The sequence below is a fragment of the Aquabacterium sp. T101 genome, assembly GCF_057219775.1.
Map to the genome: position 1 here is coordinate 274,284 of NZ_JBXVVZ010000003.1, position 15,355 is coordinate 289,638.

The following is a 15,355-nucleotide window of genomic DNA, read 5'->3' on the forward strand; positions in this document are numbered from 1 at the left end:
GCGCGGCGGTGGCACCGCAAGGGCGCCCGCTAGACTCGCGTCACGCCCCCGCACAGCCTGCACCGCCGCCGATGCCGACCGGAGAGTTCGACCTGATCCAGCGCTGGTTCACGCGGCCGGCGCGCCGCGCCGTGCTCGGCGTGGGCGACGACTGCGCGCTGCTCGCGCCCGCGCCGGGACAGCAGTGGGCGGTGTCGACCGACACGCTGGTGGAAGGGCGCCACTTTCTGCCCACCGTGCCGCCGGCGCGCCTGGGCCACAAGGCCCTGGCGGTGAACCTGTCCGATCTGGCCGCCTGCGGCGCCGCACCGGTGGCGTTCCTGCTGTCGCTGACGCTGCCGCGCGTGGACGAGGCCTTCCTCGACGGCTTCGCGCAGGGCCTGCACGCGCTGGCCGACGCGCAGGGCATCGAGCTCGTCGGCGGCAACACCACGGCCGGCCCGCTGGCCATCGGCATCACGGTGTTCGGCGAGGTGCCGCCGGGGCAGGCGCTGCTGCGCTCCGGCGCGCGGCCGGGCGACGACGTGTGGGTGAGCCATCCGGTCGGCGGTGGCCTGGGCGACGCGCGCCTGGCGCTGGAGGTGTTCCGCGGCCGCGTGGCGCTGCCTGCCGATGCGTTCGAGCGCGTGCGCGCGTGCATGGAGCAGCCTTCGCCGCGCGTGGCGCTGGGCGTGGCGCTGCGCGGCGTGGCCAGCGCGGCGATCGACCTGTCCGACGGGCTGGCCGGCGACATCGGCCATGTGCTGGCGCGATCCGGCGTCGGCGCCACACTGCGCCTGGCCGACCTGCCGTGCAGCGCCGATCTGGCGGCCACGCCCGCCCCGCTGCGGCGCGAGTGCCTCGCCGCCGGCGGTGACGACTACGAGCTGCTGTTCACCGCGCCGCCGGCGCACGCCGCGCGCGTGCGCGAGGCGGCGGCGTCGGCCGGCTGCGCCGCGAGCGTCATCGGCCGCATCGACGCCGCACCGGGACTGCGCCTGCTCGACGAACAGGGCCGTCCGCTCGAGCGTCCGCCCGGCGGCTTCGACCATTTCAAGGCATGACCACGCCCATGGCCGAGCCCGACGTGAGCGACGCGAAAGTGCTGCGCGACGCAGCCGGCGCGCCGCAGCGGGCCAGCGCGGCCTTCATGCGCCGGCATCCGGCGCACTGGGTGGCGCTGGGTTTCGGCAGCGGCCTGTCGCCCAAGGCGCCGGGCACCGTGGGCACGCTGTGGGCCTGGGCCGCGTTCCTGGTGTTCGACCTGTGGCTCGCGCCGCTGGGCCCGCTGGCGTGGGCGGCGGTCATCGCCGTGTCGCTGGCGCTGGGCGTGTGGGCCTGCGCCGTCACCGCGCAGCACCTCGCCGTGGCCGACCCCGGCAACATCGTCTGGGACGAGGTGGTGGCGTTCTGGATCGTGCTCTGGCTGGTGATGCCGGCGGGCTGGCTGGCGCAGCTGGTGGCGTTCGGGCTGTTCCGCTTCTTCGACGCGGTCAAGCCCGGCCCGGTGGGCTGGTGCGACCGCCGCTTCAAGCAGGCGCGCGGCGCGATGCAGGGCGTGGGCATCATCGCGGACGACCTCGTGGCCGCGCTGTGCACGCTGCTGGTGATCGCGCTGTGGCGCTTCGCGATGTCATGACGTCCGCGCTGCTGCCCCCGTCCCACCCCGGCCTGCTCGACGCCGGGCAGGCCGAGGCGCTGGTGTCGGCGCTGGCCGACGCCCTGCGCGCGCGCGGCTGGCGCATCGCCAGCGCGGAGAGCTGCACCGGTGGCCTGATCGCCGCCGCCTGCACCGCGCTGGCCGGGTCCAGCGACTGGTTCGACCGCGGCTTCGTCACCTACAGCAATGCCGCCAAGACCGCGCAGCTGGGCGTGGACGCCGCGACGATCGCGGCGCACGGCGCGGTCAGCGAGCCGGTGGCGCGCGCGATGGCCGAAGGCGCGCTGGAACGGTCGGACGCCCACCTGGCGGTGGCCGTCACCGGCATCGCCGGGCCCGGGGGGGCGGTGCCGGGCAAGCCGGTGGGTACCGTGTGGCTGGCGCTGGCGCAGCGCGGCGCGGCCACGGGAGCGGAGCGCCTGCAGCTCGACGGCGACCGGGCCGCGGTGCGCGACGCCACCACGCGCGTGGCCGTCGAGCGGCTGCTGCAACGGGCGCGGGCGGGCTGACCATGCTGCCGATCGGCCTGCATCGCCGGCACGCGTCGTTGCGGTCGGTCTTCGCCGGCGGGGGTGGCCGGTGAGCGGCGGGCGCCCGGTGGCCTTGCTGGCCGGCAGCTTCGAGCCGGCCGAGCGCGAGGCGTGGTGGCAGGCCCTGCAGGCTGCCGCGCCCGACATCGACTGGCAGCGCGAGGACCGGCCGTTCGAGGCCGCCTCGATCACCATCGCCGTGGTGGCCAACCCGGCGCCGGGTCGGCTTGCGTCGCTGCCGAACCTGCGCTTCGTGCAGTCGCTGTGGGCCGGCGTGGACCGGCTGCTGGCCGACCCCACGCTGCCCGCCGGCGTGCCCGTGGCGCGCATGGTGGACCCGGCCATGAGCACCGCGATGGCCGAGACCGCCGCCTGGGCCGTGCTCGGCCTGCACCGGCGCTACTTCGACTACCAGCAGCAGCAGCGCGACGCGGTGTGGCGCCAGCTGGCCCAGCGGCGCGCCGACGAGGTGCCGGTGCGGGTGCTGGGCACCGGCGCCATGGGCGGCGCGGTGGCGCAGCGCCTGGCGGGCCTGGGATACCGCGTCAGCGGCTGGCGCGCCAGCGATGGGGTGCCGCTGGTGCAGGCGCTGGCCGGCGCCGAGGTGGTGGTGAACCTGCTGCCGCTGACGCCTGCCACCCGCGGCCTGCTCGACGCGCGGGCGTTCGCCGCGCTGCCGCGCGGGGCCAGCGTCGTCAACCTCGCGCGCGGCGCGCACGTGGTCGACGCCGACCTGCTGGCCGCGCTGGACAGCGGCCATCTGCATCGCGCGGTGCTGGACGTGTTCGCCACCGAGCCGCTGCCGGGTGAGCATCCGTTCTGGCGCCATCCGCGGGTGACGGTGCTGCCGCATGCCGCCGCGCTGACCGACGAACGCAGCGCGGCCGCCGTCGCGGCGGCCAACCTGCGCGCGGTGGCGCGCGGTGAACCGCCGGCGCATCTCGTCGACCGCGCGCGCGGCTACTGAGGGCGCCGGCCCGGCTCAGGCCTGCAACGCGAGCTGCAGCCGGGCGCCGGTGCCGGCGGCGCGCGCCGGGGCGGCCGGGGCCGACGTCACCTGCTGCAGCGTCAGCAGCACCAGGCGCTTGAGCGCCGACCAGGCGTCCAGCGGCCAGTCCGGGTGCTTCAGGCCCTTGATGACGCCGTCGCACACGCTGGCCGCCTGCACCAGGTGCGCGAGCTGGTGGTCGGCCAGCGCCGGCACCACGCGCTCGAACAGGCGCTCCTTCACGCCCCAGACGCGCGCTTCCTTCAGCGCCATCGGCAGGGGCTTGCCGTCGGCCACGGTGTCCTTGATGCGCTTGAGGGCGCGCAGGTCCTCGGCCAGCGTCCAATGCACCAGCACCGGCGCCTCGCCCTCGGCCTCCAGGCCTTCGAGCATGCGCAGCGCGCGCGCCACCTGGCCGGCCAGCACGGCCTCGCCGAGCTTGAACACGTCGTAGCGCGCCACGTTGAGCACGGCGGCTTCCACCTGCTCGTAGCTCAGCACGCCCTGCGGATGCAACAGCGCGAGCTTCTGCAGCTCCTGGTGCGCGGCCAGCAGGTTGCCTTCCACGCGGTCGGCGAAGAAGGTCAGCGTGCGCTGCCCTTCGTCACCGTCGGCCACGCGCTGGCCCTGGGCCGACAGGCGCCGGGCGATCCACGCCGGCAGGTCGCGCCGCTCCACCGCGTCCACCCGCACCACGACGCCGTGCTGGTCGAGCGCGCCGAACCAGCCGCTCTTGGCCTGCTGCCAGTCGAGCTTGGGCAGGTGGACGATCGTGACCACGTCGTCGGACAGCGACTCGCAGTAGCGCTGAAGCGCCTCGGAGCCGTCCTTGCCCGGCTTGCCCGAGGGGATGCGCAGCTCGATCAGCTGGCGCTCGGCGAACAGGCTCATCGCCTGCGAGGCGCCGAGGAAGCCGTCCCAGTCGAAGTGCGCCGCGTTGCCCACGGTGTAGACCTTGCGCTCGCCATAGCCGGCGTCGCGCGCAGCGGCCCGGATCGCGTCGCCCGCCTCCTGCGCCAGCAGCGGCTCGTCGCCGTGCACCACGTACAGCGGCCTGAGCCCGCGGGCGAGGTGCGTGCCGAGCTGGTCCGGCTTGACGTTCATGCGCCCAACTGTACCGAGGCCAGCCGCCGCATCACCTGGGCCACGATGTCCTCGTCCATCGCGCCGTACAGCAGGGCCTCCTCCTGCTGCTTGGCCAGCGCGGCGGTCTCGCTGTAGCTCATGTCGCGCGTGAGCAGCAGCTCGGTGGGCGCGATCAGCAGCCGGCCGGCGGGCGTGGCCAGCCGGAAGCGCAGCCGCACCCGCAACTGCAGCTCGCGCACCTGACCGACGGCGGTGGACGCGGCCACGGTGCGCTCGCGCGTGTCGGCCAGCGCTTCCAGCACCACCTCGGCCTGCGCCGGGTTGTCGCGCAGCGCCACGCCGCTGTCGCGCAGCGCGCGGCGCATCCCGGCGGCCAGCGGCGAGCCGGGCGTGAAGCCCGTCAGCGCGACGGACTTCATCGGCAGGGCGACGGCGCGGCGCAGTTCGAAGCCGCAGCCCAGCAGGGCCCCCGCGGGCCACAGGGCGGCAGCGACGAGGGCGGCGCGGCGCGTGCGCATCAGCCGACGACGACGTTGACCAGCCGACCCGGCACGACGACGACCTTGCGCACCGCCTTGCCTTCGCCGAAGCGGGCCACCTCGGGCGCAGCCGCTGCGGCGGCCTCGATGGCGGCCCTGTCGGCCGTGGCCGGCACGCGGATCGAGCCGCGCGTCTTGCCGCCGACCTGCAGCACCAGCTCGATCTCGTCGCGCACCAGGGCGGACTCGTCCACCGCCGGCATCGGGGCGTCCATCAGCGCGCCGGTGCCGCGGGCCAGACCAAGCGAGTCCCACATCACCTGGGTGATGTGCGGGCAGGCCGGGTACAGCACGCGCAGCAGCACCGAGGCGCCTTCGCGCAGCACGGCCGCGTCGCCGGCCTCGCCCGCGCGCGGCTGGAAGCCTTCCAGTGCATTGAGCAGCTTCATCGCGCCGGAGACCACGGTGTTGTACTGCATGCGCTCGTAGTCGTAGCTCACCTGCTTGAGCACGGTGTGGATCTCGCGGCGCAGCGCGCGTGCCGCGTCGCCGCTGGCCGCGCCGTCGCCCGCGTCGCGGATCAGCTCCGCATGCCGCGCTCCGAACTGCCAGACGCGGCGCAGGAAGCGCGACGAGCCCTCGACGCCGGAATCGGACCAGACCGAGGCGTCCTCGGGACCGCCGACGAACATCACGAACAGCCGCGCGGTGTCGGCGCCGTACTTGTCGATCAGCTCCTGCGGGTCGACGCCGTTGCGTTCGGTCTTGCCCATCTTGCCCACGCCGCCGTACTCCACCGCGCTGCCGTCGGCCAGCGTGCCGCCGACGATGTGGCCCGCCGCGTCATGCACGGGCCTGACCTCCAGCGGCGGCACGTAGTCCTTGCCGCCCTTGGCGTTGCGCGTGTAGTAGATGTGGTTGAGCAGCATGCCGTGGTTGACCATGCGCACGAAGGGCTCGTCGTAGTGCAGCAGGTCCATGTCGCGCATGACCTTGGTCCAGAAGCGCGCGTACAGCAGGTGCAGCACCGCGTGCTCGATGCCACCGATGTAGATGTCCATCGGCATCCAGTAGTCGTTGCGCGCGTCGACCATCGTGGGCGCCCCCGGCGTGCAATAGCGCATGTAGTACCAGGCGCTGTCGACGAAGGTGTCCATCGTGTCGGTCTCGCGCCGCGCCGGCTTGCCGCACTTCGGGCAGGCGCACTTCAGGAACGACTCGCACTTGTTCAGCGGGTTGCCGCTGCCGTCGGGGATCAGGTCCTCGGGCAGCACGACCGGGAGGTCCTTCTCGGGCACCGGCACCACGCCGCAGCTGTCGCAGTGGATCACCGGGATCGGCGTGCCCCAGTAGCGCTGGCGGCTGATGCCCCAGTCGCGCAGGCGGAACTGCACCTGCTTGTCGCCCAGGTTGCGCGCCTTGAGGTCGGCGGCGATGGCGTCCACGGCGGCCTCGTGCGCCAGGCCGTCGTAGGGCCCCGAGTTGACGCAGGTGCCGGACTGCTTGTCCGCGTACCACTCCTGCCAGGCGTCGGTGGAGAAGGTCTTGCCCGGCACCGCGATCACCTGCGGGATCGGCAGGCCGTACTTCCTGGCGAAGGCGAAGTCGCGCTCGTCGTGCGCGGGCACGCCCATCACCGCGCCTTCGCCATAGGCCATCAGCACGTAGTTGCCGACCCACACCTCGACCGGCGCGCCGGTGAGCGGATGCGCGACGTGGAAGCCGGTGGGCATGCCCTCCTTTTCCATCGTGGCCATGTCGGCTTCCATCACGGAGCCCTTCTTGCACTTGTCGATGAAGGGCAGCAGCTCGGGCCTGTCGCGCGCCAGCCGCGTGGCCAGCGGGTGCTCGGCCGCGATGGCCACGAAGGTGACGCCCATGATGGTGTCGGCGCGCGTGGTGTAGACGCGCAGCAGCGAGGCCTGGCCGTCGATCGTGTACGGGAAGCCGAAGTTCACGCCGGTGCTCTTGCCCAGCCAGTTCTCCTGGATCAGGCGCAGCCGCTCGCTCCAGCCCGGCAGCTTGTTCAGCGTGCAGTCGAGCAGCTCCTCGGCGTAGCGCGTGATGTTCAGGTAGTAGCCGGGGATCTCGCGCTTTTCCACCGGCGCGCCGGAGCGCCAGCCGTGGCCGTCGATCACCTGCTCGTTGGCGAGCACGGTCTGGTCCACCGGGTCCCAGTTGACGATCTGCGTCTTTCGGTAGGCGATGCCCTTTTCGAGCATCTTCAGGAAGAACCACTGGTTCCACTTGTAGTAGTCGGGCGAGCAGGTGGTCAGCTCGCGCGACCAGTCGATCGCCAGCCCCAGCGCCTGGCACTGGGCCTTCATGACGCGGATGTTCTCGTAGGTCCAGGCCGCCGGGGCAACCTTGCTCTTCATGGCCGCGTTCTCGGCCGGCAGGCCGAAGGCGTCCCAGCCCATCGGCATCAGCACGTTGAAGCCCTGCATGCGCTTGTAGCGCGCGAGCATGTCGTTGATGGTGTAGTTGCGCACGTGCCCCATGTGCAGCTTGCCGCTGGGGTAGGGCAGCATGGAGCAGGCGTAGTACTTGGGCCGGGCGGTGTCTTCGGTGACACGGTAGGCGTCGGCGGCCACCCATTCGGCCTGGGCGGCGGCTTCGACTTCGGCGGGGACGTATTTCTCGTTCATCCGCCGATTCTAGAAGTCGGCTACCGCTTCGGCGCCTCGGTGACGAAGCCGATGCGGGTCAGGCCCGCCTGCTGCACCAGCGCGATCAGGTCCGCCACCTGGCCGTAGGGCACCTTCTGGTCGGCCCGCAGCTGCACCTCGAGCTGCGGGTTGCCGCGCGCGGCTGCCGCGACGCGCTGCGCCAGCTGGTCGCGCGTCAGGGCCTCGTCGCCGAAGTACAGCCGGCCGTTGCCGTCGATGGCCACCGCCACGAAGGTGGGCGCGGCCGTCGGCGTGGCGGCGTCGGTCCTGGGCAGGTCCAGCTTGAGGCTGGAGGTCATCAGCGGCGCGGTGATGATGAAGATCACCAGCAGCACCAGCATCACGTCGATCAGCGGCGTCATGTTGATGTCGCTCATCGGCGCGGGGCCGGGGTTGCGTTCGAGGCGGCCGAAGGCCATGGCGGTCAGGCCGCGCGGCCGGTGTCGGCCAGCATCTCGCGCAGGTCGTGCGCGAAGCCCTCGAGCTCGGCCTCGGCCGCGCCCACCCACTTGCCGAACACGTTGTAGGCCAGCACGGCGGGGATCGCCACCGCCAGGCCGGCGGCCGTCATGATCAGCGCCTCGCCCACCGGCCCGGCCACCTTGTCGATGGTGATCGAGCCGGCCGAGGCGATGGCCACCAGGGCGTGGTAGATGCCCCAGACGGTGCCGAACAGGCCGATGAAAGGGGAAGTGCTGCCGATCGAGGCCAGCAGCACCTGGCCGAACTGCAGGTGCGCCAGGCCGCGGTGCAGCGCGTCGCGCAGGCGCCGCGTGATGCGCGAGTCCGCCTGCGCGCCCGACTCGAGCGTGCCGGCCGGCGCCTCGGCGGTGGCAGCCTCGATCAGCGGCAGCAGCACGCCCTCGCGGTCCAGCGAGGCCAGCCGCGAGCGGCCCTCGGCCAGGGCGGGGGCGGCCCAGAACGCCGGCACGGCGCGCTCGATGTCGCGCCGCACGCGCGCGAGCACCCAGCCCTTCCAGAGGATGGTGACCCAGCTCGCCACGGACATGGCCAGCAGCATCAGGGCGACCGCGCGGCCGATGGCGTCGCTGGCGTTCCAGAAGGTGGCAAAGCCGTCCATCAGCGCAGCCCCAGCACGTCGTTCATGTCGAACAGGCCGGACGGCTTGTCCATCAGGAACCGGGCCGCGCGCAGCGCGCCCTGCGCATACGTGGCGCGACTGGCGCTCTTGTGGGCGATCTCGATGCGTTCGCCGGTGCCGCAGAACATCACCGTGTGGTCGCCGACGATGTCGCCGCCGCGCACGGTGGCAAAGCCGATGGTCGACGGGTCGCGCTCCCCGGTCACGCCCTCGCGCCCGTAGACGGCGCACTGGCGCAGGTCGCGCCCCAGCGCGGCGGCGACCACCTCGCCCATCTTCAGCGCGGTGCCGCTGGGCGCGTCCACCTTGTGGCGGTGGTGCGCCTCGACGATCTCGATGTCGTAGCCCTCGGCCAGCGCGCGCGCGGCCGTGTCCAGCAGGCGCAGCACCACGTTGACGCCCACGCTCATGTTGGGCGAGACCATCAGCGCCAGGTGCTGCGCATGGCCGGCGATCTCGGCCTTCTGGGCGTCGCTGAAGCCGGTGGTGCCGATGACGGCCTTGACGCCGAGGCGGCGGCAGGCGGCCAGGTGCGCCATCGTGCCCTCGGGCCGGGTGAAGTCGATCAGCACCTGGGCGCCGGACAGGCCGGCGTCGATGTCCTGGCCGATGTCCAGCGTGCCGGCCAGGGCGCAGTCCGGCGCGGCCTGCACGGCGTCGATCAGCATGCGCCCCATGCGGCCGGAAGCGCCGGCCACCGCGATGCGCAGCGTCATGCCGGCTCGAGCGGCGGGTAGGTCCGCGCGGCGCCCTGGGGCTGCACCGTCGCCGGCGTCTCGGTCTTCACCGGCGGCGGCAGGGCCTTCTTCTGCTCGTCGGTCAGGGCCAGCACCGGCTCGGTGCCGCTGCGCCGCGGCAGCACCGAGGTGACGAACTCGGTCTCGGAGGGCAGGTCGGGCGCCTCGAGCCGCTCGAGCTTGCCGTCCTTGCCGAAGTGCGCCACGACGCTGCGGCGCTGCGGCTCGACGCCCTGGCGCCTCAGGGTGAACACGTAGTCCCAGCGCTCGGCATGGAAGGCGCTGGCCAGCAGCGGCGAGCCGAGCAGGTCGCGCACCTGCTCCCGGCTCATGCCGGGCCTGACCTGCGCGGCCAGTTCCTTGGTGACCACGTTGCCCTGCATGATGTCGATGCGGTAGGGCGTGACGACGCCCAGCAGCTTGTCCTTCGGCGGCTGCAGCGAGGAGCAGCCGGTCAGGGCGACGAGGGCGAGAACAAGGCAGGAGCGTCGCATGGGGCAGGTCCGGGCCGCTGGGCGGCGCTGGCTATGATGCGGGCGATTTTACCGACCGCCATGACCCGCGCCGACGACCTCAAGAGCAGTGGCCTGAAGGCCACCCTGCCGCGCCTGAAGATCCTGGAGGTCTTCCAGCGCTCGAAGCAGCGCCACATGACGGCCGAGGACGTCTACAAGCTGCTGCTGGCCGAGGACGCCGACATCGGCCTGGCCACGGTCTACCGCGTGCTGATGCAGTTCGAGCAGGCCGGGTTGCTGTCGCGCAGCCATTTCGAGAGCGGCAAGTCGGTGTTCGAGCTCAACGAGGGCAAGCATCACGACCACCTGCTGTGCCTGACCTGCGGCCGGGTCGAGGAGTTCTTCGACGCCGAGATCGAGGCGCGCCAGCGCGCCGTGGCCGAGCAGCGCGGCTTCGCGCTGCAGGAACATGCGCTGTCGATGTACGCGGTCTGCACCAAGACCGACTGTCCGCACCGCCCGCGCTGACGTCGCGCCGGCCGCCGCGGCTCAGCCGTCCTGCGGGCCTTCCATCGCTTCCTGGTGGCGGCGCACGAACTCGCCGTAGGTGTCGATGCCGCGCAGCTGCAGGATGGTGTTGCGCACGGCCGCTTCCACCAGCACCGCCAGGTTGCGGCCCGCGTCCACCGCGATCACCACCTTGCGCACCTGCACGCCGAGGATGTCCTCGCGCAGCGGCTCGTAGGGCAGGCGCTCGAACTCGCGTTCCATCGTCTCCTTGCGCACCAGGTGCACCAGCAGCTGCACGCGCATCTTCCGGCGCACGGCGGTCTCGCCGAAGATGGCCTTGATGTCGAGCAGGCCGATGCCGCGCACCTCGAGCAGGTTGGCCAGCAGCGGCGGGCAGCGGCCCTCCAGCGCCGTCTGCGACGTGCGGTAGATGTCCACCGCGTCGTCGGCCACCAGGCCGTGGCCGCGAGAGATCAGTTCCAGCCCGAGCTCGCTCTTGCCCAGGCCGGACTCGCCGGTGAGCAGCACGCCCAGCCCGAGGATGTCCATGAACACGCCATGGCGCGTGGTGCGGTCGGCGAAGCGCTGCCCGAGATAGGCGCGCAGCACGTCGATCACGTGGCCGGCCGACTCGCGGGTGACGAACAGCGGGATCTCGGCGCGGTCGCACATCGCCACCAGGCGGTCCGGCGGCGTCTGCGCGTCGGCAACGATCAGCAGCGGGGGCTCGAGCGTGACGATGCGGGCGATGCGCTTGTCGATCACCTCGGGCGCGGCCTCGCTGAGGTAGGCCACCTCGCGCCGGCCGACGATCTGCACCCGGTAGGGGTGGATGTAGTTCAGGTAGCCGATCAGGTCCGCGGCGGAGCGGGCGTCACGGATGGCGGCGTCGTCGAAGCGGCGTTCCGGGTGCGCATGGCCCGCGACCCACTCCCACTGCAAGGCGTCGCGGTGGGCTTCGAACAGCGCCTCGGCGCTGATCGAGGTGGGTTTCACGAGGGCAGCCTCGCCGCAATGCGGCCCGGCGCGATCATGCGACCGACTTCAGCGGTTCCCAGTCGGCGATCAGCTTGTGCAGGGTCGCGGCGTCGGGCGCGGCCTTCAGGCGCTCGCGCAGGTCGCGGTCGGACAGCATCTCGGCGATCTCGGACAGGATCTCCAGGTGCCGCTGCGTCGCCGCCTCGGGCACCAGCAGGAAGATCAGCAGGCACACCGGCTCGTCGTCCGGCGCGTCGAAGGCGATCGGCTGCTGGGCGCGCAGCACCGCGGCCAGCGGGTTCTTCAGCCCCTTGATGCGCCCGTGCGGGATGGCCACGCCGTGCCCCAGCCCGGTGGAGCCCAGGCGCTCGCGCGCGAAGAGGTTGTCGGTGACGGTGGCCCGCGCGATGGCGTGCTGGTTCTCGAACAGCACGCCGGCATGTTCGAACGCCCGCTTCTTGCTCGTGGCGTCCACGCCGAGCATCACGTTGGTGGCGGGCAAGATGGCGGCAAGTCTGTTCATGCGGGCGGCGTCCTTCCGTGGCATTCAACGCAGCGTCGAACGCGCGGCTGACACGCTAGGAAACATGTCGGAGCCGTGGATTATGGGAGCCGTGGGGCGCCGCAGATAGAGGGCCGTCCCGCCAAAGCCGGGGTGTGTTGCACTTTTGCTGCGCTGCGGCATCCCGGTCGCCGCGAGGGCATGAAAAAGCGGCCCGAAGGCCGCTTGTCAGTAGACGCTTACTTGCCTCAGGCGCTAGCTTCCAGGCGCTTGGGCGATGCGTGATGGTGGTCCTGGACACGGTCCTTGTGACGGCACACCTGGCGGTCGAGCTTGTCCACCAGCTGGTCGATGGCGGCGTAAAGATCCTCGTGGGCCTGCTCCACGTGGATGTCGCGCCCCTTCACATGCAGGTTCACCTCGGCCTTCTGCCGTCGTTCCTTCTCCTTCTGCTTCTCCACGCTCAGCAGCACGGTGATGTCGACCACCTGGTCGAAGTGCCGGGTGACTCGGTCCAGCTTGTTGACCACGTACTCGCGCAGGGCGGGAGTGACATCGAGGTGGTGTCCGCTGATCGTCAGATTCATCGAGTGCTCCTTTTCAGCAGGGAAGGCAAGGGCAAGGCGGCCGGCGGCCGCAGGGGAAAACTGGGGGGTGGATTGCAGAATGAAAGACAAGGTCGCGTGGGCCAGTGTGCCCAGGGGCCGGCGGTCTGGCAACCCGAAGCCGCCACCCCTGTCGAGACCATGATGACAGCTTCGCCGCAGGATCGCGGTGACATAATCCTTCGTCTTTGTCCGGAGACCCGTTTGGACCCGAGTCACCCTCGGTGACCGTCCGCTCCAGCCGCCATGCGCCGGGGTGAGACGGAACACCGATCCCCCATTGCATGCCCCTTGCGCCCGTGCCGGCGCCGGAGCCGAGTTCCATGCTCAACGTGTTCACGCTGGTCAATGGCCGGCTGGTCCAGCAAGAGATCGACGACCCCCGACAGCTCGACGGGCTGCAGCCGGTATGGGTCGACCTGGAGGCGCCCACGCCGGACGAGAAGGGCCTGCTGCGCGCCCGCTTCGGCCTCACGCTGCCCGACGACATCGTCGACGATGACCTCGAGGAGTCGGCGCGCTTCTACGAGGAGGACAACGGCGAGCTGCACATCCGCTCGGACTTCCTGATCGACGACGACCAGGCCCCGCGCAACGTGCGGGTGGCCTTCATCCTGCACCAGCATGTGCTGTTCTCGGTGCATGCGGAGGACCTGCCGGTGTTCCGGCTGCTGCGGCTGCGTGCGCGCCGGATCCCGGCGCTGATCGAGGACGCCAAGGACGTGCTGCTCAAGCTCTACGACGCCGACGCGGAGTACAGCGCCGACGCGCTCGAGGGCATCTACGACAGCCTGGAGAAGGTCGGCGCGGCGACGCTCAAGCAGGAGGTGGACGACCGCGCCGCCGGTGCCGCGCTGGCCGCCATCGCGCGCGAGGAGGACCTCAACGGCCGCATCCGGCGCAACGTGATGGACACCCGGCGCGCGGTGAGCTTCATGATGCGCAGCCGCATGCTCAATGCCGAGCAGTTCGAGGAGGCACGCCAGATCCTGCGCGACATCGACTCGCTGGACTCGCACACCGCGTTCCTGTTCGACAAGATCAACTTCCTGCTGGACGCCACCGTCGGTTTCGTCAACATCAACCAGAACAAGATCATCCGGCTGTTCTCGGTGGCCAGCGTGGCGCTGCTGCCGCCGACGCTGATCGCCAGCGTCTACGGCATGAACTTCGACGCCATGCCCGAACTGCGCTGGGCCTGGGGCTACCCGTTCGCGATCGGCCTGATGGTGGTGTCGGTGGCGGCGCCCTTCATCTATTTCCGCCGCAAGGGCTGGCTGCGGTGAGAACTGCGTCGCGGTAACCAATCGCAAGCGGCGCGGCGGCGTGCGGAACGCACGCCAGGGCCCGGACCGCAATTCCTAGACTGCCCCCATGAACACCACCCGCCTGCCCCGAATCGCCGCGCTGGCCCTGTGTGCGGCCCTGGCCGCGCCCGCCGCCCTGGCGCAGACCAAGAACTTCGCCACCACGCCCCCGGTCACCGGCGCGTTCAAGCGGCCGTCCCAGGCCGAGTCGCCGCTGGAATACCGCAGCGACGGCGCGCGCCACCTCTACGCGGCGTACGGCAAGCACATCCACAAGGGCAAGATGCCGCCGCTGCTGTACGGCATCGCCATCATCGAGACCGAGATCGACGCCCAGGGCGTGGTCCAGAACGTGCGCGTGGTGCGCCAGCCCGCGGCCGCCGAGGTGGCCCCCTGGGCGGTGAACATGATCAAGGCGGCCAGCCCGTTCCCGGCGCCGGCCAAGATGGGCACGGTGCGCTACACCGACATCTGGCTGGTCGACAAGAGCGGCCGCTTCCAGCTCGACACGCTGACCGAAGGCCAGCGCTGAGCCGGCCTACTCGCTGGCGCGGCGCCTGAGCCAGCGCATCAGCACGCCCACGGCGGGCAGCTTCTCGTACAGCTCCTGTGCCGCGTCCCAGTAGTCGCGGTGCAGGCGCACGCGCCCGTCGGGCGCGAAGCGCAGGTGGCTGCTGCCGCGCACGCACTGCTCGGTGCCACGCGCATAGCGCAGGAATCCGAAGCGGAAATCCCAGGTCAGGAAGCACTGGTCGCCCTCGGCGACGGCGTCGTGCACGATGAAGCGCGGCATGTCCAGCGAGCGGTACATGTGCTCGAACACCTGCCGCACCGCTGCCACGCCGCGAACGTCGTTGAACGGGTCGACGAAGTGCGCATCGTCGGCGTAGAACTCGCCGAGGCGCGGCAGGTCGTCGGGCGTGAGCTGCTCGAACAGGTCGATCACGCGCGCGACGCGCGGGTCGGCGTGGCGGGCCACGGTCACAGCCCGGTGGCGCGGCGGATCGCCGCGAAGTAGGGCCCGTCGCCGAGCAGGCGCAGCGCCTTGAGCCACAGCGTGAAGCGCTTCGGGAAGTGGATCTCGAAGCGCCCGGCCTCCCAGCCGGCGACGATCTGGCGCGCCGCTTCCTCCGGCGTGATCAGCGCCGGCATCTCGAACGCATTGCTGGCGGTCAGCGGCGTGGCGACGAAGCCCGGATTGATGATCGACACGCCGATGCCGCGCGGCTGCAGGTCGAGGTAGAGCACCTCGGCCAGGTGGATCAGCGCGGCCTTGGTCGGGCCGTAGGCCAGCGCATTCGGCAGGCCGCGGTAGCCGGCCACGCTGGCCACCAGGCTCAGGTGCCCGGGCTGGCCGGCGGCGCCCTGGCGCAGAAGCTGCGGCAGCACCGCGTCGAGCAGGTAGTAGGCACCGGTGACGTTCACCTGCTGGTGGCGCAGCATCTCGTCGAGGTCGAACTCGGTGGCGCGCAGGGCCTTGTAGTGGCCGGCGCAGTACACGACGAGGTCGACGCGGCCGTGCCTTTCCAGCACCTGGTCGAAGGCCGCGTGCACGGCCTGGCGGTCGGTGGCGTCCAGCACGATGGCCTGGGCGTTGGGGCGGTCGGCCACGATCGCGCGCAGGCCGGCTTCGCTGCGCGCCGACACGACGACCTGGGCGCCGGAGGCCAGCAGGCGCTCGGCCGTGGCGCGGCCGATGCCGGTGGAGGCGCCGACGATCCAGACGACCTTGCCGTTCCAGTCGGTGATGCGGGGGTTCAGGCTCATC

The 15,355-nt window shown here is 71.7% G+C and carries 19 protein-coding genes; 7 read left to right on the forward strand and 12 right to left on the reverse strand.

Annotated elements, in window-relative coordinates:
• The first annotated feature begins 71 nt into the window (after window positions 1-71).
• The 4 genes from thiL (at window position 72) to AC2EAQ_RS11150 (ending at window position 3,136) form a co-directional block, all read left to right on the forward strand.
• Window positions 72-1,043 (forward strand): thiamine-phosphate kinase, encoded by a 972-nt coding sequence (gene thiL / locus AC2EAQ_RS11135; protein WP_484643545.1) that lies wholly within the window; start codon window positions 72-74, stop codon window positions 1,041-1,043.
• An 8-nt stretch (window positions 1,044-1,051) separates the two neighbouring features.
• Window positions 1,052-1,618, forward strand: coding sequence for a phosphatidylglycerophosphatase A family protein (locus AC2EAQ_RS11140; RefSeq protein WP_484643886.1), 567 nt, complete (start codon window positions 1,052-1,054; stop codon window positions 1,616-1,618).
• Window positions 1,615-2,148 (forward strand): CinA family protein, encoded by a 534-nt coding sequence (locus tag AC2EAQ_RS11145; protein ID WP_484643548.1) that lies wholly within the window; start codon window positions 1,615-1,617, stop codon window positions 2,146-2,148. Before AC2EAQ_RS11140 ends, AC2EAQ_RS11145 begins: the two co-directional genes overlap by 4 nt.
• A 70-nt stretch (window positions 2,149-2,218) precedes the next feature.
• Window positions 2,219-3,136: a 2-hydroxyacid dehydrogenase gene (locus AC2EAQ_RS11150; RefSeq protein WP_484643550.1), complete on the forward strand. Its 918-nt coding sequence runs from the start codon at window positions 2,219-2,221 to the stop codon at window positions 3,134-3,136.
• A 15-nt stretch (window positions 3,137-3,151) separates the two neighbouring features.
• Here the strand turns inward: AC2EAQ_RS11150 and holA are convergent, their stop codons facing one another.
• Genes holA through AC2EAQ_RS11185 form a run of 7 tightly spaced genes read right to left on the reverse strand, consistent with a single transcriptional unit; the run spans window position 3,152 to window position 9,724 of the window.
• Window positions 3,152-4,261: a DNA polymerase III subunit delta gene (holA, locus tag AC2EAQ_RS11155; protein ID WP_484643552.1), complete on the reverse strand. Its 1,110-nt coding sequence runs from the start codon at window positions 4,259-4,261 to the stop codon at window positions 3,152-3,154.
• Window positions 4,258-4,761, reverse strand: coding sequence for an LPS-assembly lipoprotein LptE (locus tag AC2EAQ_RS11160; protein ID WP_484643554.1), 504 nt, complete (start codon window positions 4,759-4,761; stop codon window positions 4,258-4,260). The genes holA and AC2EAQ_RS11160 overlap by 4 nt, the downstream gene beginning before the upstream one ends.
• Window positions 4,761-7,370, reverse strand: a complete 2,610-nt coding sequence (gene leuS, locus AC2EAQ_RS11165) for a leucine--tRNA ligase (protein WP_484643557.1) — start codon at window positions 7,368-7,370, stop codon at window positions 4,761-4,763. Before leuS ends, AC2EAQ_RS11160 begins: the two co-directional genes overlap by 1 nt.
• A 20-nt stretch (window positions 7,371-7,390) precedes the next feature.
• Window positions 7,391-7,810, reverse strand: coding sequence for an ExbD/TolR family protein (locus AC2EAQ_RS11170; protein ID WP_484643559.1), 420 nt, complete (start codon window positions 7,808-7,810; stop codon window positions 7,391-7,393).
• A gap of 5 nt (window positions 7,811-7,815) precedes the next feature.
• Complete coding sequence (locus AC2EAQ_RS11175) at window positions 7,816-8,472, reverse strand: MotA/TolQ/ExbB proton channel family protein (RefSeq protein ID WP_484643561.1); 657 nt, start codon at window positions 8,470-8,472, stop codon at window positions 7,816-7,818.
• On the reverse strand, window positions 8,472-9,209 hold the full coding sequence (dapB, locus tag AC2EAQ_RS11180) for a 4-hydroxy-tetrahydrodipicolinate reductase (RefSeq protein ID WP_484643563.1): 738 nt from the start codon (window positions 9,207-9,209) through the stop codon (window positions 8,472-8,474). Before dapB ends, AC2EAQ_RS11175 begins: the two co-directional genes overlap by 1 nt.
• Window positions 9,206-9,724, reverse strand: coding sequence for an outer membrane protein assembly factor BamE (locus AC2EAQ_RS11185; RefSeq protein WP_484643568.1), 519 nt, complete (start codon window positions 9,722-9,724; stop codon window positions 9,206-9,208). Before AC2EAQ_RS11185 ends, dapB begins: the two co-directional genes overlap by 4 nt.
• A gap of 60 nt (window positions 9,725-9,784) precedes the next feature.
• On the opposite strand from AC2EAQ_RS11185, the gene fur reads away from it, so the two are divergent.
• Window positions 9,785-10,213 carry a ferric iron uptake transcriptional regulator gene (gene fur, locus AC2EAQ_RS11190; protein WP_484643571.1) on the forward strand — a complete coding sequence of 143 codons (429 nt, stop codon included), beginning with the start codon at window positions 9,785-9,787 and terminating at the stop codon, window positions 10,211-10,213.
• Between the two features lie 21 nt (window positions 10,214-10,234).
• Here fur and hprK read toward each other — a convergent pair whose 3' ends face one another.
• From hprK to hpf, 3 genes are all read right to left on the reverse strand, one after another.
• Window positions 10,235-11,191, reverse strand: coding sequence for an HPr(Ser) kinase/phosphatase (gene hprK / locus AC2EAQ_RS11195; RefSeq protein ID WP_484643574.1), 957 nt, complete (start codon window positions 11,189-11,191; stop codon window positions 10,235-10,237).
• A gap of 34 nt (window positions 11,192-11,225) precedes the next feature.
• Entirely contained in the window at window positions 11,226-11,696 is a 471-nt protein-coding gene (locus AC2EAQ_RS11200; RefSeq protein ID WP_484643579.1) for a PTS sugar transporter subunit IIA, read from the reverse strand.
• A 227-nt stretch (window positions 11,697-11,923) separates the two neighbouring features.
• On the reverse strand, window positions 11,924-12,262 hold the full coding sequence (hpf, locus tag AC2EAQ_RS11205) for a ribosome hibernation-promoting factor, HPF/YfiA family (RefSeq protein ID WP_484643582.1): 339 nt from the start codon (window positions 12,260-12,262) through the stop codon (window positions 11,924-11,926).
• A gap of 341 nt (window positions 12,263-12,603) precedes the next feature.
• Between hpf and corA the strand changes: the two genes are divergently transcribed.
• Complete coding sequence (gene corA, locus AC2EAQ_RS11210) at window positions 12,604-13,566, forward strand: magnesium/cobalt transporter CorA (RefSeq protein ID WP_484643888.1); 963 nt, start codon at window positions 12,604-12,606, stop codon at window positions 13,564-13,566.
• Window positions 13,567-13,654: 88 nt separating this feature from the next.
• Window positions 13,655-14,119: a hypothetical protein gene (locus AC2EAQ_RS11215; RefSeq protein WP_484643587.1), complete on the forward strand. Its 465-nt coding sequence runs from the start codon at window positions 13,655-13,657 to the stop codon at window positions 14,117-14,119.
• A 6-nt stretch (window positions 14,120-14,125) separates the two neighbouring features.
• Here the strand turns inward: AC2EAQ_RS11215 and AC2EAQ_RS11220 are convergent, their stop codons facing one another.
• Both AC2EAQ_RS11220 and AC2EAQ_RS11225 read right to left on the reverse strand, forming a co-directional pair.
• Window positions 14,126-14,566, reverse strand: coding sequence for a nuclear transport factor 2 family protein (locus tag AC2EAQ_RS11220; RefSeq protein WP_484643590.1), 441 nt, complete (start codon window positions 14,564-14,566; stop codon window positions 14,126-14,128).
• Window positions 14,567-14,568: 2 nt separating this feature from the next.
• Window positions 14,569-15,354, reverse strand: a complete 786-nt coding sequence (locus tag AC2EAQ_RS11225) for an SDR family NAD(P)-dependent oxidoreductase (protein WP_484643594.1) — start codon at window positions 15,352-15,354, stop codon at window positions 14,569-14,571.
• Window position 15,355 lies beyond the last annotated feature (1 nt).